The organism is Pseudomonas sp. CH61 (genome assembly GCF_059429415.1).
Genome location: NZ_CM182098.1, coordinates 2,199,787 through 2,216,038 on the forward strand (window position 1 = coordinate 2,199,787; position 16,252 = coordinate 2,216,038).

13 protein-coding genes and 1 pseudogene are annotated in these 16,252 nt (G+C 57.3%); 6 read left to right on the forward strand and 8 right to left on the reverse strand.

Features of this window, described 5'->3' with window-relative positions:
* Positions 1-166 precede the first annotated feature (166 nt).
* Positions 167-688 carry a lactoylglutathione lyase gene (gene gloA, locus AC5SEM_RS09900; RefSeq protein WP_038368197.1) on the reverse strand — a complete coding sequence of 174 codons (522 nt, stop codon included), beginning with the start codon at positions 686-688 and terminating at the stop codon, positions 167-169.
* Between the two features lie 139 nt (positions 689-827).
* On the opposite strand from gloA, the gene AC5SEM_RS09905 reads away from it, so the two are divergent.
* Positions 828-1,346, forward strand: coding sequence for a DUF4946 domain-containing protein (locus tag AC5SEM_RS09905; protein WP_137217865.1), 519 nt, complete (start codon positions 828-830; stop codon positions 1,344-1,346).
* A gap of 218 nt (positions 1,347-1,564) precedes the next feature.
* On the opposite strand, the gene AC5SEM_RS09910 is transcribed toward AC5SEM_RS09905, so the two are convergent.
* The 3 genes from AC5SEM_RS09910 to AC5SEM_RS09920 all read right to left on the reverse strand — a co-directional run bounded on the left by AC5SEM_RS09910 (position 1,565) and on the right by AC5SEM_RS09920 (position 4,687).
* On the reverse strand, positions 1,565-1,930 hold the full coding sequence (locus AC5SEM_RS09910) for a histone-like nucleoid-structuring protein, MvaT/MvaU family (protein ID WP_077573093.1): 366 nt from the start codon (positions 1,928-1,930) through the stop codon (positions 1,565-1,567).
* A 234-nt stretch (positions 1,931-2,164) separates the two neighbouring features.
* Positions 2,165-3,700 carry an EAL domain-containing protein gene (locus AC5SEM_RS09915; protein ID WP_495472818.1) on the reverse strand — a complete coding sequence of 512 codons (1,536 nt, stop codon included), beginning with the start codon at positions 3,698-3,700 and terminating at the stop codon, positions 2,165-2,167.
* 117 nt (positions 3,701-3,817) lie between these two features.
* Entirely contained in the window at positions 3,818-4,687 is an 870-nt protein-coding gene (locus tag AC5SEM_RS09920; RefSeq protein ID WP_495472819.1) for a LysR family transcriptional regulator, read from the reverse strand.
* 78 nt (positions 4,688-4,765) lie between these two features.
* Here AC5SEM_RS09920 and AC5SEM_RS09925 point away from each other — a divergent pair, with 78 nt between their 5' ends.
* A complete protein-coding gene (locus AC5SEM_RS09925; RefSeq protein ID WP_495472820.1) occupies positions 4,766-5,713 on the forward strand; it encodes a DMT family transporter in 948 nt (315 codons plus the stop codon).
* A gap of 245 nt (positions 5,714-5,958) precedes the next feature.
* Complete coding sequence (gene hppD / locus AC5SEM_RS09930) at positions 5,959-7,035, forward strand: 4-hydroxyphenylpyruvate dioxygenase (protein WP_007912211.1); 1,077 nt, start codon at positions 5,959-5,961, stop codon at positions 7,033-7,035.
* A gap of 176 nt (positions 7,036-7,211) precedes the next feature.
* On the opposite strand, the gene rarD is transcribed toward hppD, so the two are convergent.
* Positions 7,212-8,093, reverse strand: a complete 882-nt coding sequence (gene rarD, locus AC5SEM_RS09935) for an EamA family transporter RarD (protein ID WP_495472821.1) — start codon at positions 8,091-8,093, stop codon at positions 7,212-7,214.
* Between the two features lie 360 nt (positions 8,094-8,453).
* Between rarD and AC5SEM_RS09940 the strand changes: the two genes are divergently transcribed.
* Complete coding sequence (locus tag AC5SEM_RS09940) at positions 8,454-9,596, forward strand: IS481 family transposase (RefSeq protein ID WP_495472822.1); 1,143 nt, start codon at positions 8,454-8,456, stop codon at positions 9,594-9,596.
* A gap of 81 nt (positions 9,597-9,677) precedes the next feature.
* Here AC5SEM_RS09940 and AC5SEM_RS09945 read toward each other — a convergent pair whose 3' ends face one another.
* Positions 9,678-10,691 (reverse strand): aldo/keto reductase, encoded by a 1,014-nt coding sequence (locus AC5SEM_RS09945; protein WP_495472823.1) that lies wholly within the window; start codon positions 10,689-10,691, stop codon positions 9,678-9,680.
* Positions 10,692-10,916: 225 nt separating this feature from the next.
* Between AC5SEM_RS09945 and AC5SEM_RS09950 the strand changes: the two genes are divergently transcribed.
* Positions 10,917-12,863: an Ig-like domain-containing protein gene (locus AC5SEM_RS09950; RefSeq protein ID WP_495472824.1), complete on the forward strand. Its 1,947-nt coding sequence runs from the start codon at positions 10,917-10,919 to the stop codon at positions 12,861-12,863.
* Between the two features lie 196 nt (positions 12,864-13,059).
* Here AC5SEM_RS09950 and AC5SEM_RS09955 read toward each other — a convergent pair.
* Positions 13,060-13,308 (reverse strand): annotated as a pseudogene (locus tag AC5SEM_RS09955) (type 2 periplasmic-binding domain-containing protein); the annotation flags it as partial.
* Positions 13,309-13,525: 217 nt separating this feature from the next.
* Positions 13,526-14,836 carry an MFS transporter gene (locus AC5SEM_RS09960; protein ID WP_116028976.1) on the reverse strand — a complete coding sequence of 437 codons (1,311 nt, stop codon included), beginning with the start codon at positions 14,834-14,836 and terminating at the stop codon, positions 13,526-13,528.
* Positions 14,837-15,006: 170 nt separating this feature from the next.
* On the opposite strand from AC5SEM_RS09960, the gene AC5SEM_RS09965 reads away from it, so the two are divergent.
* Entirely contained in the window at positions 15,007-16,125 is a 1,119-nt protein-coding gene (locus AC5SEM_RS09965) for a sugar diacid recognition domain-containing protein (protein ID WP_077573087.1), read from the forward strand.
* Positions 16,126-16,252: the final 127 nt, after the last annotated feature.

A 16,252-nucleotide genomic window follows, 5' to 3' on the forward strand; every position in this document is an offset into this window, starting at 1 on the left:
CCAGGAGAGGGAGCCGATCGAGATGTCCGAAGTGGGGTGTCGATCTGTAAGGCCTGATCGATTTTGGATTCAACGCCAATCGTTCAGGTCGGCGTAGTTCTCCAATATCCCCCAATCAGTCCCCTCTCCCTCTGGGAGAGGGTTAGGGTGAGGGGCTTTTCAGCTTTTACAGCGGCGCCGGCTGAATGATCTCGACCCAGTAACCATCCGGATCCTTGATGAACGCCAGGCTTTTCATGCGGCCATCGGTCAAGCGCTTCTGGAAGTCGCAGCCCAGTTCTTCAAAGCGTGCACAGGCCGCGACAATATCCGGCACCGAAATGCAGATATGGCCAAAACCACGCGGATCGGTATTGCCGTTGTGATAGGCGAAATCCGCGTCGTTCTCGGTGCCGTGGTTGTGAGTCAATTCCAGAATGCCTGGAATCGACTTCATCCACTCGGTGCGAGCAGCGGCGTCGGCCGGGATCTGTGCCTTGTCGACCAGTGCGAGGAAGTACAGGCTGAATTCCGCTTCCGGGAAGTCACGCTTCTCGACCAGCGAAAAACCCAGCACGCGGGTGTAGAAGTCCAGGGATTTGCTGATGTCTTTGACACGCAACATGGTGTGGTTGAAAACGAAGTTTCGGGTTGCGCTGTCTGGCGTAGCGGTAACGCCGGGGAAAGTGTTGAGTTCGTGCAGGCTCATGGGCCCTCCAATAACTATGGGCGAGTGAATGGGCGCAATGATACGCATGCCTGTCGGCATCGCCAAATGAAAGGGCAGACTTGCCCTGCGTGCGGGCGAGCCTCAGACTTTACCGCTCAATCTGCGAGTGCGTCCGGCAATGATCCGACTGTTCAAATCCGTGTTTGTTTTTTCTTTATTGTCGCTTGTGGCGGTGTGCGCGTCAGCGGACGAGCCGAGCATCACCTGGCCGGCCGGTTGGCAAGTCGAGGCGCTGCCTGAGTCATCTCCACAGGTTTCCCGTCAGCGGGCGGTCAAGAACGACGCCGATGGCAATCAGGTGATGGTGATGGAATTGACCATGACCCAGGTTGAGGAAGGTCATCAGGTCAATCTGCAAGGCGTGCTGCTGGAAATGCGCAAGTCGATACAGAAGGATTTCTTCCAGACCGGCTACCAAAGTGTCTGCAACAAAGTGCATCCGGCCACGCTGGGTACTTTGTCAGCACTGGAAACCACTTGCACGATCACCGAAAACGGTCGGCATGTGTTGTCGCAAACCTTGGTCGCGGCGGTCGAGGCGGACAAGGCTTATGTTCTTTCCTACGCCGGACAGGCAGAGGTTTATAAGGCGAGCGCAGACGAGATAGTGGCGGTGAGAAACAGCTTGAAACTTTAAGTCGCTGTACTCTTCATGGCTTGATTAGATACCCGAAGGGATTAAGCACAAAGTTTAACGCAGGGCTGCGATCGCAACATTGCGCAGCAAAATGTTTAGCGGGCTGACTCAGCAACGTTACAGAAAAGTCGAAAATTGTTAGATGAAATTCATTTCATTTGTTAGATATTGTCAATAAAAAAGCCCTGCATCATGCAGGGCTTTTTTTTGGCGTCGGATTAACCGCGCAACCAGGAATCAACGGTGGCTGCACCGTATTGTTCCTTCCAGGCTTTCAGGCCGCGATGGTTGCCGCCCTTGGTTTCGATCAGTTCACCGGTGTGCGGGTTGTGATAAACCTTGACCACGCGAGCGCGGCGGGTTTTAGGCGCTGCAGAGGTCTGCAGACCGGATTTTGCCGGGTTCGGATCGAGAATGGCGATGATGTCTTTCAGGCCTTTGCCGTAGTGTTTCATCAGCCCCTGGAGCTTTTCTTCGAATTCGATTTCTTTCTTGAGCCCGGCATCGTTCTTCAGCGATTCCAGCTGCTTGAGCTGTTCCTGAAGGGCCTTTTCAGCTGCACGAAATTCAGCGAGTCTGGACAATATCTTTACTCCAATAGTGTATTTGGCTGATACCAACCGCAAACAAAGCTGTAAGCCAAGAGCCTTGAAGCGACTCGGTGATAAATGGCTCACCTGCCAATCTTGCTCAGGTTGAAAAAATTGTAGTAGTTAATGCGCCAAGAGTAAATCCTGATGTTGTCTTCATGTAACAACAGCGGTCTTTTGTATCAATTTGGTGCGCTTGATCGGGACGCCCGTCTTAATCCGGCTTAGTTAATGATGAGTTAATGCGCTGATGAAGTCCGTCGCCGGCATCGGTTTGCCGAACAGGTAGCCTTGCAGAAAGTTGACGTGATGTGCGGTCAGATAATCGGCTTGCGCCTGGGTTTCGACACCTTCGGCAACAATACCCAAATCAAGCTTGGCCGACAGTTCGATAATGGTATCGAGAATGTGTCGGGACAGCGCATCGATGCCGATCATGGCGACAAAACTCTGATCGATCTTGAGGAAATCCACATTGAATTTGCGCAAGTAGCCGAGGCTTGAGTGGCCGGTACCGAAGTCGTCAATCGCAATCTTTACGCCCAGCGCGTGCAGTTGCTCGAACAGTTTCCGGGTAATGTCGGTCGGCTCGATCAATTCGCGCTCGGTCAGCTCCAACACCAGGCTGATGCTGTCGGGCGCGAACGCGGCGAGAAACGTTCGGCAGTCCTCCACCAGTTCCAGGTCCTTGCAATGGCTCGCGGTGATATTGATGCCGATATGAAACGGCGGGGTAAACGTTGAGGACAGCGGCCCCAGCAGCGCTGCGGTTTGTTGCATCAGTGCGCGAGTCATCGGCACGATCAACCCCGAATGCTCGGCGAACGGAATAAACAGATCCGGGCGCACCAGACCTTCTTTGGGATGAGCCCAGCGCATCAACACTTCGGCCCCCGACCATGCCTTGCTGTCGCCATGCACCACGGGCTGAAAGTAAGGAATGAACTCGCCTGCCTCGAGCGCCCGAAGCATCTCGTGGCTCGGAGACGCAGAGCGCTTCTGCAAGACATGGCCGATGGCACCCGACACCACGCCAAAAAAGATCAACAGACTGAACAGCGGCGGATATTCATCGGCCATGTAGCGCCAGGTTTCGCCCTCGGGAAACCCCGCAGAAACGCTGAACGCATAACGCGAAGAATCCAGTGTGTGTTGTGCTATCGGCAACGCGGGGAGGGCGCCGGTGTGTACTTTGCCGTCGGCCGACAGCCAGTTGTCGCCCACTTGCAGCACCAGCAACATGTGCCGGCCGATCAGACGCAACATGTTGCTTAGATGGTAGCCGTCGAGTGTCGTCAGTGCGCCGCCGCGACCCTCGCTGAGCCGATAGACCAGCAGAGCGGTGTTGGGTGTCACCGGGTTGCCATTCATCAGCCACAACTTGCCCTGGTTGTAGTCGCCCGCGTTGACGGCTTCTTTATAGTCGCCAAACAACGAGCTGCAGTAGAGATTGTCGTCCCAGACCAGATTGGTCGAGCGCACGAACGGGCGGCGGGTTACTTGTTCGCGTAAAGCGAGTTTGACGTTCTCACACGTCTGGCCGGCCAGTGGCAGTAATTCACGGGCTGCCTGGGCGGTGTTGTCGAGCATCAATTCGAACTGGCGCAATGCCTCTTCGGCAGTCTGTTGTGAACCCTGTTCCAGCGTGCGTTCGGCCTGCATATAGAGAATCGCGCTGCCCAGCAGCACCGGAAGTAAACCGCAGAGCAGTGTAAATACGATGCGGGTGCTGCGCTTGCGGCGGGGTCTGACGGTCAACGGCATGGGCGCATCCTGTCGCGGTGGAGTGGGGCTCTCGAATGCAGGCCGGACAACGGCGCGCCGCTGAAAACCGATCAGCCAGAGGGGAGGATAGATGGCCGAAGGCGCTTGCGCCGCTCATCAGTGCTTCATTCGCGTTGCCAACTCAATAAAGGCCAGAGTCGCGGGTGACGCCTGACGCTGATCGAGGACGGCAAGTCCAATCTGACGCAGCACGGCGGGCAACAACGGCTTCTTCACGTAGCGAGGCGTGGCTTCCTCCGGCAAAGACCCTTCGGCAACAATCGTGATGGCGTCACCACGGCTGACCGTGTCAAGGGTGCTGAGCAGTTGCGAGCAGCGATAGCGGATGTTCGGTTGCAAGCGTGCGGCCATGAACAGTCGCGACACCAGTTCCGCTGAACCGGCCTCGGTCAGCACGAACGGGGTGTCGCACAAGTCCTTGAGGCTCAACGCCGACCGTGCTGCCAGCGGATGGCTGACAGGGAGCAGGGCAACCATCTGATCTTCGAGCAAGGCAAACGTGTCGAAGCGCTCTTCGGGCAACACCACAAAACCGATGTCGATCCGCCGCTCCTCCAGCCATTGCGTCACTTGTCGATCCGGGCCTTCATCGATGTGCACTTCGATGCCCGGATGCGCTTCTCGATATTGCCGCAGAATATCGGGCAGCAGCTTGATCGACGAAGTCGGGCCGAACGAGCCGATGCGCAAGGTACCGCTTTTCATCCCGCGAGCATCGGCGGCCTCTTGGCGCAGAGTGTTGGCCAGACCGAGCATGGCGCGGGCGCGCAGCAACAATTGCTCGCCGATATCGCTGAGTTCCACTGGCGACTGATGTCGACGCAGCAGTTCAACACCCAGTTCCTGCTCCAGCGACTTCATTGCGTGGGATACCGCTGACTGCGAAATCCCCAGCCGATGGGCCGCGAGGGTGAAACCGCGCAGTTCGGCGACCAGCGAGAAAATCTCCAGTTGCGTGAGGGTCATGAGTGTTTGCTCATTTTACGATGATGGGGAATGAGGTGAATGATACGGCAATCCTCAAGTTCTTAGGTCTGGAGCGTTATGCGCAACGTCGAGCAGCTGTACACAACATCGTCGGATATCCCCGTTTACCTGACACTGGCGGTGGTGACCATGATCTGGGGCGGGACCTTTGTCGCCGGACGTTTCCTGGCCGGCAGCCTGAGTCCGATGTTCGCCGCCAGCCTGCGCTTCCTGCTCGCCAGTGCGGCGTTGCTCGGCTTTTTGTGGCTGGCGCGGATCCCCTTGGTGCGGCCGGGCCCACGGCAGTGGCTGCAACTGCTGCTGTTGGGGTTCTTCGGAATTTTCTTCTACAACCTGTGCTTCTTTTACGGTCTGCACTACATCAACGCCTCGCGCGCCTCGTTGATCGTCGCGTTAAATCCGGCGGTGATCGGCTTGGCCTCATGGTGGTTGTTCAAGGAACGCCTGGGCCGGATGAAAACCGCCGGTATCGCCACCTGTATTGCCGGCGCCGGTCTGGTAATTGTCAGTCGCAATCCGCAATTACTGGCTGCAACGCCGGATGCATGGATCGGTGATCTGTTGATTCTCGGCTGTGTGTTGGGTTGGGGTGTTTACTCGTTGTTTTCCCGTGAATTGAATCAAACACTGGGGCCGGTGCAGACCGTGACGTACTCGATCCTGATCGGCACGCTGATGTTGTGGATTCTGGCGGCCGTACGCGGCGAGCTGAGCTGGCAGGCGCTGGATAACCTCGGCCTGCCGCAATGGCTGAGCCTGATCTACCTCGGCGTCCTCGGCTCGGCGCTGGCCTACATCGGCTATTACGATGGCATTCGTAAAATCGGCGCGACGCGCAGCGGCGTGTTTATCGCTTTGAACCCGTTGACGGCGGTCATCCTTGGCGCGCTGCTGCTGGGCGAGCAACTGACGCCGACCATGTGCCTGGGCGGTGCGCTGATCCTGGGCGGCATCTACCTGTGCAACAAACCCCTTGCAGCGGGCGCAAAAAAGCGGATTTTATAGGGAGGGCAGACAAGCCTATTTACGCTGTGTAGAATCGGGTTACGCATACAATAATAATCGTCTTCTGGCAGCAGAAGCCTCGCCCGCAAGAGCCTTGGGTCGACAATGAAGATATTCGGGTTTCAACTGATCTACGGTGACTTCCTCGCCCGCAGTGTGCGTGGCATCTCCTGCGCGCCACCCACCGACCTCACATGACTGACAAATAACCCTGGTTAATTGATAAGAAATGATGAGGCGCCACCATGGCAGATTTATACGAAAACCCAATGGGCCTGATGGGCTTTGAATTCATCGAGCTCGCATCGCCGGTGCCGGGCACCCTGGAGCCGATCTTCGAGATCATGGGCTTCACCAAAGTCGCCACCCACCGCTCGAAGAACGTGCATCTGTACCGTCAGGGCGCGATCAACCTGATCCTCAACAACGAACCCAACAGCGTCGCCTCGTACTTCGCTGCCGAGCACGGCCCGTCCGTGTGCGGCATGGCGTTCCGCGTCAAGGATTCGCAAAAAGCCTACAACCGCGCACTGGAACTCGGCGCCCAGCCGATCCACATCGAAACCGGCCCGATGGAGCTGAACCTGCCGGCGATCAAAGGCATTGGCGGCGCGCCGCTGTACCTGATCGACCGTTTCGGCGAAGGCAGCTCGATCTACGACATCGACTTCGTGTTTATCGAAGGCGTTGATCGCAATCCGGTCGGTGCCGGCCTGAAGATCATCGACCACCTGACGCACAACGTGTATCGCGGTCGCATGGCCTACTGGGCGAACTTCTACGAGAAGCTGTTCAACTTCCGCGAGATCCGTTACTTCGATATCAAGGGCGAATACACCGGCCTGACCTCGAAAGCGATGACCGCACCGGACGGCATGATCCGCATCCCGTTGAACGAAGAGTCGTCCAAAGGCGCGGGCCAGATCGAAGAGTTCCTGATGCAGTTCAACGGCGAGGGCATCCAGCACGTCGCATTCCTCACCGACGACCTGATCAAGACCTGGGATCAACTGAAGAAGATCGGCATGCGCTTCATGACCGCGCCGCCGGACACCTACTACGAAATGCTCGAAGGCCGTTTGCCGAACCACGGCGAGCCGGTTGATCAGCTGCAATCGCGCGGCATCCTGCTCGACGGCGCCTCGGAGCAGGGCGACAAGCGTCTGCTGCTGCAGATCTTCTCGGAAACCCTGATGGGCCCGGTGTTCTTCGAGTTCATCCAGCGCAAGGGCGATGATGGTTTCGGTGAAGGTAACTTCAAGGCACTGTTCGAGTCGATCGAGCGCGATCAGGTGCGTCGTGGTGTGCTCGCTACCGAGTAATCCGCAACTGAAATGAAAAAATCCCGGCCTGCAGCGATGCAGAGCCGGGATTTTTTTTGCTTCATACAAAACCTGTGGGAGCGAGCCTGCTCGCGAATACGTCCGCAATCAGCAACGATGTTGAGTGAAAGATCGCATTCGCGAGCAGGCTCGCTCCCACATTTTCGTAGTTGCAGTCAAGGGCGGCGTTGCCGCATCAGGTGCTTGAAGCCTTCGAAGACCAGCACCACAACCGCCAGCCAGATCGGAATATACGTCAGCCACTCCCCGGACTTGATGCTCTCACCGAGCAACAACGCCACACCGAGCAGCAACACCGGCTCAACATAACTCAACAAGCCAAACAGACTGAACGGCAGCAAACGGCTGGCAATGATGTACACCACCAACGCCGACGCACTGATCAGGCCGAGCAACGGAATCAGCCACAGCAACCCCGGGTACTGATCGAACACGCCGAAACCTTGCTCGCCACCCTGCACAAACCACCAGGCGACGGGCAGCATCAGCGTCATGTCGACCCACAAGCCGCCCAGATTGTCAGTCTTCAGGTATTTGCGCAGCACGAAGTACAACGGGTAGCCGACCACGACCACCAGTGTCGCCCAGGAAAATCCGCCAACCTGATACAGCTCGTTCAACACCCCCAAAGTGGCGAAGAACACCGCAACCTTTTGCAGGTACGACAGGCTCTCACCGTAGGCAATACGCCCGGTCAGCACCATCGCCAGTGGCAGCAGGAAGTAGCCCAGCGAAACATCGAGGCTGTAGCCGTTGAGCGGCGCCCACATGAACAGCCATAGCTGCACACCGAGCAGGGCGGCCGAGACGAGCAGCCCGGCGATCAGTTTTGGCTTTCCCGCAACCACGCGAATCAACTCGAGCACCCGCCGCCATTCCCCGGACACCAGCATGAACACGGTCATGCACGGCACGGTCAGCAGCATCCGCCAGCCGAAAATCTCTACGCCACTCAACGGTGTGAGCAGCGAAGTGTAGTAATACATGACGGCAAACAGCACCGAGGCTGAAACCGATAGAGCGATACCTTTAGACAAACTGTCCTCGCGGGTTGATGGTCAAACGGGGCGCGAAGGATACGTGGTTTTTGTGCTGAATATTGGCCGAGTGATCAATATTCCCCACACAAGCCCCTCACCCTAACCCTCCAGAAACGTCGGACCGCCCTGAGGGAGAGGGGACTGACCTGGGATGCTTCACGATATTCAGCGACGTGAAATATCGAGTCGATTATGGATTCACTACGAAAGTTTCAGGCAAAAGCGTAGCCTCAATATCCCCCAATCGGTTCCCTCTCCCTCTGGGAGTGTATGTACCGGACACATGGTGGACAGGTGTTCGGAGACATGGTGGACACATTTTAATAGACACATTGCTCATCGCGAAGCAGATGGCCTGTGTCTTGGGAAGAGGTGTCCACCGTGCAGCTTCGTACAGAATTCGTGCTTTTGGCTCGGCAAGAAGGGGCCAATGTTCGGCAGCTTTGCCGCCGATTCAACATCAGCCCAAGCACTGCCTACAAATGGCTCAGCAGGTTTGAAACCTCAGGTGCAGAGGGATTGATCAATCAGTCTCGAAGACCAAAGACATCACCCAAACGCTGCGCTGACGAGGTTGAGCAGCAGATACTGACCGTGAGTCAGGAGTACGCAGCTTGGGGCGCTCGTAAGCTCAAGCGCGTGCTGGAAGACAGCGGCGCAGTGATGCCTTCGGTCAGCACCGTGCATGCGGTTTTACAGCGTCATTCGCGCGTTGATCCAAAGACTGCTGAGATTAAACCGTTTATCCGGTTCGAGCATGAAGCGCCCAATGATCTTTGGCAGATGGACTTCAAGGGCCATATCAGCCTGAACCACGGACGTTGCCATCCGCTGACGATACTGGACGATCACTCGCGGTTCTCACTGTGCATCGCCGCGTGTGCCAATGAGCAGCGCCAAACCGTCCAGGAGCAACTAATGCGGGCCTTTCGGCTCTACGGTCTGCCTCTGCGCATGACGATGGACAACGGTTCGCCATGGGGTGACCAAACCGGCGTTTATACCGCGCTGGAGGTCTGGCTGATGAGCCAGGGCATCAAGGTCGGCCACTCCCGACCTTATCATCCGCAAACCCAGGGAAAGCTAGAGCGCTTCCACCGCAGCCTGAAAAGGGAAGTTCTGCAAGGCCAGCTCTTCATCGATCTGGACGACGCACAACGGGCGTTTGATATCTGGCGTGATATTTACAACCAGAAGCGCCCGCATCAAGCACTGGACATGCAGGTTCCTGCGACTCGATACAGCAGCAGCCCACGGGAATATCAGGAACAACCGGCAGCGCCAGAATACGACGATGGGGATGTGGTCAGGAAGGTTCAGGTGAAGGGCGAGATCTACTGGGGTAACCGTGAATACACCGTCGGAAAGGCGTTTTACGGGAGGTCAGTGGCTATCCGGGAGACGACGGAGGACGGCATCCACGATGTCTACTGGAGTAGACATCGTATCGCCCGAATCGACTTGAACTTGCAGATCGTAACGGCAGGTAAGAAGATCTAAAACCGTCCACCATGTCTCCGAACATGTGTCCACCATGTGTCCGGTACATACAGGGAGAGGGCTAGGGTGAGGGCAGGGATCTCAAGCCGAACGCGGTTTACGCCCAGACACAAAATGACTCACATCGTTGAACCCCGGTGTCGATGAATGCCCCGGTGTCACCAGCGAGTCGATAAACGCTTCATCCTCCGCCGTGATCTTCACCGTCTGCGCTTTGCTGTAGGCATCCCATTGCGCCTCAGTGCGCGGCCCGACAATCGCTGACGTTACCGCGCCGTTGTTCAACACCCAGGCAATCGCAAACTCAACTATCCCGACGCCGCGCTGCTCGGTGTACTGCTGAATCTGCTGGGCAATGCGCAGCGATTCCACGCGCCATTCGGTTTCCAGAATGCGCTTGTCCTGACGCCCGGCGCGGCTGTTGGCGTCAGGTGTCGCGTCCGGCGCGTACTTGCCACTGAGCACGCCACGGGCCAGCGGACTGTAAGGCACCACGCCAAGGCCATAGGTTTGCGCCGCCGTAATCTGTTCGGTCTCGGCCTGACGGTTGACGATGTTGTACAACGGCTGACTGATCACCGGGCGATCAACGCCAAGGTTGTCGGCGATGCGAATCACCTCGGCAATCCGCCAGCCGCGATAGTTCGACAAGCCCCAGTAGCGAATCTTGCCCTGACGAATCAGATCGCCAATCGCCGACACGCTCACTTCCAGCGGCGTGTTGTGGTCTTCGCGGTGCAGGTAATAGATGTCGAGATAGTCTGTGCCGAGCCGGGTCAGGCTGGCATCGATGCCATTGAAGATGTGTTTGCGGCTCAAACCGCTGCGATTCGGCACACCGTCCACCGGGCCGAAACCGACCTTGGTCGCCAGCACCCATTCATGCCGATGCCGGGCAATCGCTTCACCGACGATCTCTTCGGAGCGGCCGTTGGTGTAGACGTCGGCGGTGTCGATGAAGTTGATCCCCTGATCCCAGGCCTTGTCGATGATGCGCAGCGAATCCTCAGCGCTGGTCTGCTCGCCAAACATCATCGTGCCGAGGGTGAGGGTGGACACCTGCAAGCCCGAGTGACCGAGTGTACGGAAGCTCATGCCGAAATCCTTTTGTCGGTGGGAAGGGGTTAATCAAATACCAGAAGCGCTGAAGCCGGCCAACCGTTTTGTCCAGAAAATACCTTTCAGAACTCGACCGAAACATGACCATTCGTCGTGACTGTCAGATCTGACAGTAGGCAGGTCAGTGGCTGTTCAGGTCTGATCCTCAGCGACAGCCTTGTTGAAAAGGCCCTGTCTTTTCTTGAAATCAGGAGCGCTTTCATGAACACACAGTCTTTCGATGAGGTTCTGCCCGAGGACGCCGAGGTGAGCCTCTACGCGCCGTTTCTTCCGGACAGCAATACATCCGTGGCCCGTGCCGATTGCGGTATCGCCCAGGCGTTTTATGATCAGCGACCGAATGGTGCGACAGTCATTATCAATCCGGTTCTGGGCCAGCAGCCAGGTACTACATTCAGAATTCATGTGAACGACATCATGCGGGTCGACAGCCAGCAGGCCAAATCCACGAATGACGCCGTGACCCTGCATATTCCCAAAAACCTGCTGAGATCCGATCCGGGTTTCGTCAATAAGCTCAATTACTCCGTTGAACGCACTACCAGCCCTGAAGAAACCTACGAGCCGCCATTGACGATTCTGTACAACGCCGTTCGCCCGGGTATGGAAGACCAGAACGGCGATGAAGGGCACTCTGAGCTTAAGTTTGAGCTGCCTCGAGAGGTGCTGGAGGACGGTATCGATGCCGACCGCGCAGCAAAGGGTGTGTTGTGCCATTTTTGCTATCCCTACTGCCGGCCGTTTGACCGGATTGTGCTCAACTGTAACGGCCATGATGTTGTGTGGGTTGTACATCCTGACGAGGCTCCGGCCACACCGACCAGTACACCGACGTGTATCGAGCGCCTATTGGAAAAAGCCGATCTGGAGGCCGCGGGCGATCATCTCGAGTTCTCTTTCACCTATACGGTGTACGACGAGATTGGCAACGGTGCCGATTTGAATTCGCCGTGGTCGGCGGCGATACGCGTCGTTGTCGACCTCAAGGGCGCGCGGATGACGGCTCCCGATGTTGCCGAAGACCCGGATGACCCATTCGATGCGCCGGACACTATTGACCTGAACAAACTGGGTTCCAAGGATCTGACCACCCAGGTGCATGTCCTGGCACCTCTCTGGGCCATCAACGACACCGTCCGCGTGAAATACACCGCGACGCCAGGCAGCGGACCCGTTGTTGCACATACGGTTGAAGAGCAGGTCGGCAGGCTTCCTTTTGTGCACAGGTTGATGATTCCCAATGCCAAGGTCATTGGCGACAGCTTGGTCGCTGTGTTGTATGAGCAAATACGTGGGGGAATCGTTATTGCGACATCGAAAGTTGCACGGGCACGGGTGATTGTGAAACCGGTTATTTTGGCGGTGAAGAATTCATCCGGGCTGGACGTGCAGAACGGCGGCACGGTTTCGGACAATAAAGTGGTGTTGTCAGGCTCTGCGCTGGCGGGGATGGTGTTGCGGGTTTTTGATGGCGAGGTGTTTGTTGAGGAGATTCAAACCGGAGCGAACTATAAGTGGCAGAGCAAGTTGCTGCCGATTGCGGTGGGGCAGCACAGCTTTACCGTGAAGGAAAAAACCGGGAATCAATTTGAGTCGGATCCTTGGCGGTTTGAGCGATTGGCGCTGAGCATCGACCGGACGCAGATGAAGCTGGACGGGTTCTCGGTGAAGGTGCCGCAATGGCCGAAAACCGGTGAGGATTCGCTTGGCAATACGGGTGTTCGTGTGCCGACGGGTGGGGTTCCGCCGTATGACTATGCGTCTTCGGATCCGTTGACTGTGCCGGTGACTGCGGCAGGCAAGGTGACGGGGCTCAAGCAGGGTGTGGCGACGATATATGTCACGGATCGGGAGGGTGAGACGGTCAGCTACCTGGTGGCTGTTACAAATGTTTTTCAATTGCAGATCAGTGCTGAAAAGCTTCGGTCGGATGATGCAATTGCTTGGATGCATACGCTGGGTGGTCTGAATGTTTATAGTTTCATCTTCACTAGAGACGTGCGGCGTGTTTATTTTCCCTCTATTCCGGAGCGTATAAACACGTGTCATTTAAGCGGTAGCTTCTATACGTACATGCGTACTGATATGAGCTTCTACGGTGTTGCGAGCCTTGCTGTCTTGACGTCGTGGTGCCTTTTGCCGCTGTAGCCTCAATATTGATCGTTCCCACGCTCTGCGTGGTAACGCAGCCCGAGCTCCGCGTCCCAAAGCGTGACGCAGAGCGTCACAAGAGGCGTTCCCTCGCAGAGCGTGGGAACGATCAAAGCACGCAACGGGGCAAAGTGATTTATCGGCTCAGCCCTGCGCAGCGTTCTTGCAGAAACACCTGCAACACCCTGACCCGTTACGACACCTACACCCGATGCGGACACAGCAAATTGAACGGCGCACTTTCCCCGTCCCAATAATCAAACAACGTCACCAGCCGCCCGGCGCGGACATCTTCGGCAATGTCGAGCCAAGCCTTGTACGCGATGCCATGCCTGGCCAGCGCCCAGCGCCGGGCAACTTCACCGTCATCGCTGAGATAGTCGCCGTGGACTTCCACTTCCAGCGTTTCATCGCCACGACTGAAACGCCAGCTGTTGTAAGGGGACTGACCGAGGTGTATGAGCAGGTACGCCGACTTGCAATTCCAAGTTGAACACAGACTTTGAAAAGCCCGAAGATCGGCTCCCTTTCCCCCTCGCCCCTTTGGGGGAGAGGGCTGGGGTGAGGGGGAAAAGATCTCCAGAACACCACAAAACCCAAGCCGGACCCCCAATAAAAAACGGCCCTGAAAAAGGGCCGTTCTCCTGTGCATCAAAAACTCAAACCCGCAACGTCCGCGTCATACGCAACGCCAGCAAACTCCCGCCGACAATCACACCCGCCAGCAGATACAACGCTGCATCCGTCGACCCTGTGCTGTCCTTGACCCAACCCACCAGGTACGGGCTAAGGAACCCAGCCATCTGCCCCATCGAGTTGATCAACGCCAGCCCACCGGCCGCAGCACCGGCACTCAACATCGCCGTCGGCACCGGCCAGAACATCGGCAGACCCGTCAACGCGCCCATGGTGGCAATGGTCAGACCGAGAATCGCTATCGCCGGGTTAGCCGCGAAGTTCACTGCAATCACCAGACCGATCGCGCCCATCAGCATCGGCACCACCAAGTGCCAGCGACGTTCCTTGCGCAAGTCCGCCGAACGCCCGACCATCAGCATGAACACCGCCGCCAGCAGATACGGAATTGCACTCAGCCAACCGATCACCAGGTTATCGCTGAAACCGAGGTTCTTGATGATCGACGGCAACCAGAAGTTGATCGCGTACACGCCACTCTGGATGCAGAAGTAAATCAGACCGAACGCCCAGATCGCCGGGTTCTTGAACACCGCCAGCAGCGAGTCGGAGGTGGTTTTCGGTTTGTTCGCCAGGTCTTCAGCCTGATCCGCCTCAAGCACCGCACGCTCATGCGGGCTCAGCCACTTGGCGTTGGCGAAACTGTCGCTCAGGAGGAAATAGGCAAGGGCGCCGAGGATCACCGTCGGAATACCCTGCAGAAGGAACATCCACTGCCAGCCGGCCAAACCACCTTGCCCTGCGGCGAAGTGATTGAGAATCCAGCCAGAGAACGGGCTGCCGAGCAATCCGGAAACCGGGATCGCCGACATGAACAACGCCATGATCCGCCCACGGCGGAAGGTCGGGAACCACTGCGAGAGGTACAGCACGACACCCGGGAAGAACCCGGCTTCGGCCGCACCGGTGAACAGGCGCAGGGTGTAGAACTCGGTCGGGGTGGTGACGAACAGCAGGCAGGTCGACAACGTACCCCAGGTGATCATCATCACGGCGATCCAGCGCCGTGGGCCGAATCTGGTCAGGGCCAGGTTGCTCGGCACGCCGCACAGCACGTAGCCGATGAAGAAGATACCGGCACCGAGGCCGTACACGGTTTCGCTGAATTTCAGTGCATCGAGCATCTGCAGTTTGGCAAATCCAACGTTGACCCGGTCGAGGTAGTTGAACAAGTAGCAGATGAAAATGAAGGGGATCAAACGCAGGGTGATGCGTTTGTAGACGGCGTTTTTATCGTCATCGATGGTCTGGGTAGCTGCGGCGCTCTGCGACATAGCGGCTCTCTCTTTATTATGATTTTTGCGATGCAAAGGGTAACGTTGATCGCCCCGAGAGTCTCGGTCACCTTTGGCCGGATTGTCTTTGTGCCTGAGCACAGGGTTTGCCGCCAGACCCTGTGCGGGTGAACAACTGCCAGTGCCGAAAATTAAGGATTGCCGCCGCTATGTTCGAACTCGATCACGACCTCGCCCAGGACATCGTCGACCGGGCCATGGCCATTTTGCCCTATAACGTCAATGTCATGGACAGCCAGGGGCTGATCCTCGGCAGTGGCGAACCGGAGCGCATCAATACCCGTCACGAAGGTGCGCAACTGGTGTTGGCCAATGGGCGCGTGGTGGAGATCGACGCGCAGACCGCTGTGCATTTGAAAGGCGTGCAACCGGGGATCAACCTGCCGCTGTTGCTCGATCAGCGCTTGATCGGTGTGCTCGGCATTACCGGCGAACCGGAGCAACTGCGCACTTACGCCGAACTGGTGCGCATGACCGCCGAAATGCTCGTCGGCCAGCGCAACCAGCAAGCCGAGCAGCAATGGCGTCGCCAGCGTTGTGATGATCTGCTGGCATTGCTGTTGAGCGAGGCAGGGGACTCGCCGCGACTGGTCGATGAGGCGCAGCAACTTGGGCTTAAACCGCAATTGACGCGGGTGCCGTATCTGTTTGAGCTGGGACTTGAACATGGGCCGGGGCAAACCGTCGAGGCGCTGAGTGCCTGGCTGATCTCGCGTTATCCCGATAGCTGGTGCGTGAGTTCGGCGAAGTCGTCACTGCTCTGGTGTCGGCCGGCGAGTCAGCAGGTCGAGCATGATCGCCTGCTGGAAAAACTCGATGGCCTGGGCTGGAAGATTCTGCGCATCGCCGTGGGCGGGCAGGCCGATGGACTGGTGGGGTTGCGCCGTTGTTATCGGCGCGTCGGTGATTTGCTCGCCTATGGCCGGGAAGTGTTGCCGAACTCACGGCTGCTGACGTTGAACCGATATCGGTTGCCGGTGATGTTGTGGCGGCACCGCAATGACGACGCACTGGACGAATTGCTCAAGCCGCTGCGCAAAGTGATCGCCAAGGACGGCAACGGCCAATTGCTGGCGACGCTGCGCAGTTGGTGCGAGCACGATGGCCAGAGTCAGGCCTGTGCCGATGCGTTGGGGATTCATCGCAACAGTTTGCGGTATCGGATGGAGCGGATTGCCGAGTTGAGTGGGGTTGATCCGCTCAGGCTGGATGGGATGTTGGCGCTGTATCTGGGGGTGCAGTTGCTGCCGCAGACTGATCCGAATTGATTGGGCGCCTTCAAAGACGCCATCGCGAGCAGGCTCACTCCTACATTTGGAATGCATTCCCCTGTAGGAGTGAGCCTGCTCGCGATGGCGGCGGTACATTCACCGCAGAGCCTTTTGTGAAAATGAA

Bases quoted from the DNA above. Each gene is read 5' to 3' on its own strand.
- gloA (WP_038368197.1), bottom strand. From the start codon at position 688: ATGAGCCTGCACGAACTCAACACTTTCCCCGGCGTTACCGCTACGCCA.
- AC5SEM_RS09905 (WP_137217865.1), top strand. From the start codon at position 828: ATGATCCGACTGTTCAAATCCGTGTTTGTTTTTTCTTTATTGTCGCTT.
- AC5SEM_RS09915 (WP_495472818.1), bottom strand. From the start codon at position 3,700: ATGCCGTTGACCGTCAGACCCCGCCGCAAGCGCAGCACCCGCATCGTA.
- AC5SEM_RS09920 (WP_495472819.1), bottom strand. From the start codon at position 4,687: ATGACCCTCACGCAACTGGAGATTTTCTCGCTGGTCGCCGAACTGCGC.
- AC5SEM_RS09925 (WP_495472820.1), top strand. From the start codon at position 4,766: ATGCGCAACGTCGAGCAGCTGTACACAACATCGTCGGATATCCCCGTT.
- hppD (WP_007912211.1), top strand. From the start codon at position 5,959: ATGGCAGATTTATACGAAAACCCAATGGGCCTGATGGGCTTTGAATTC.
- AC5SEM_RS09945 (WP_495472823.1), bottom strand. From the start codon at position 10,691: ATGAGCTTCCGTACACTCGGTCACTCGGGCTTGCAGGTGTCCACCCTC.
- AC5SEM_RS09950 (WP_495472824.1), top strand. From the start codon at position 10,917: ATGAACACACAGTCTTTCGATGAGGTTCTGCCCGAGGACGCCGAGGTG.
- AC5SEM_RS09960 (WP_116028976.1), bottom strand. From the start codon at position 14,836: ATGTCGCAGAGCGCCGCAGCTACCCAGACCATCGATGACGATAAAAAC.
- AC5SEM_RS09965 (WP_077573087.1), top strand. From the start codon at position 15,007: ATGTTCGAACTCGATCACGACCTCGCCCAGGACATCGTCGACCGGGCC.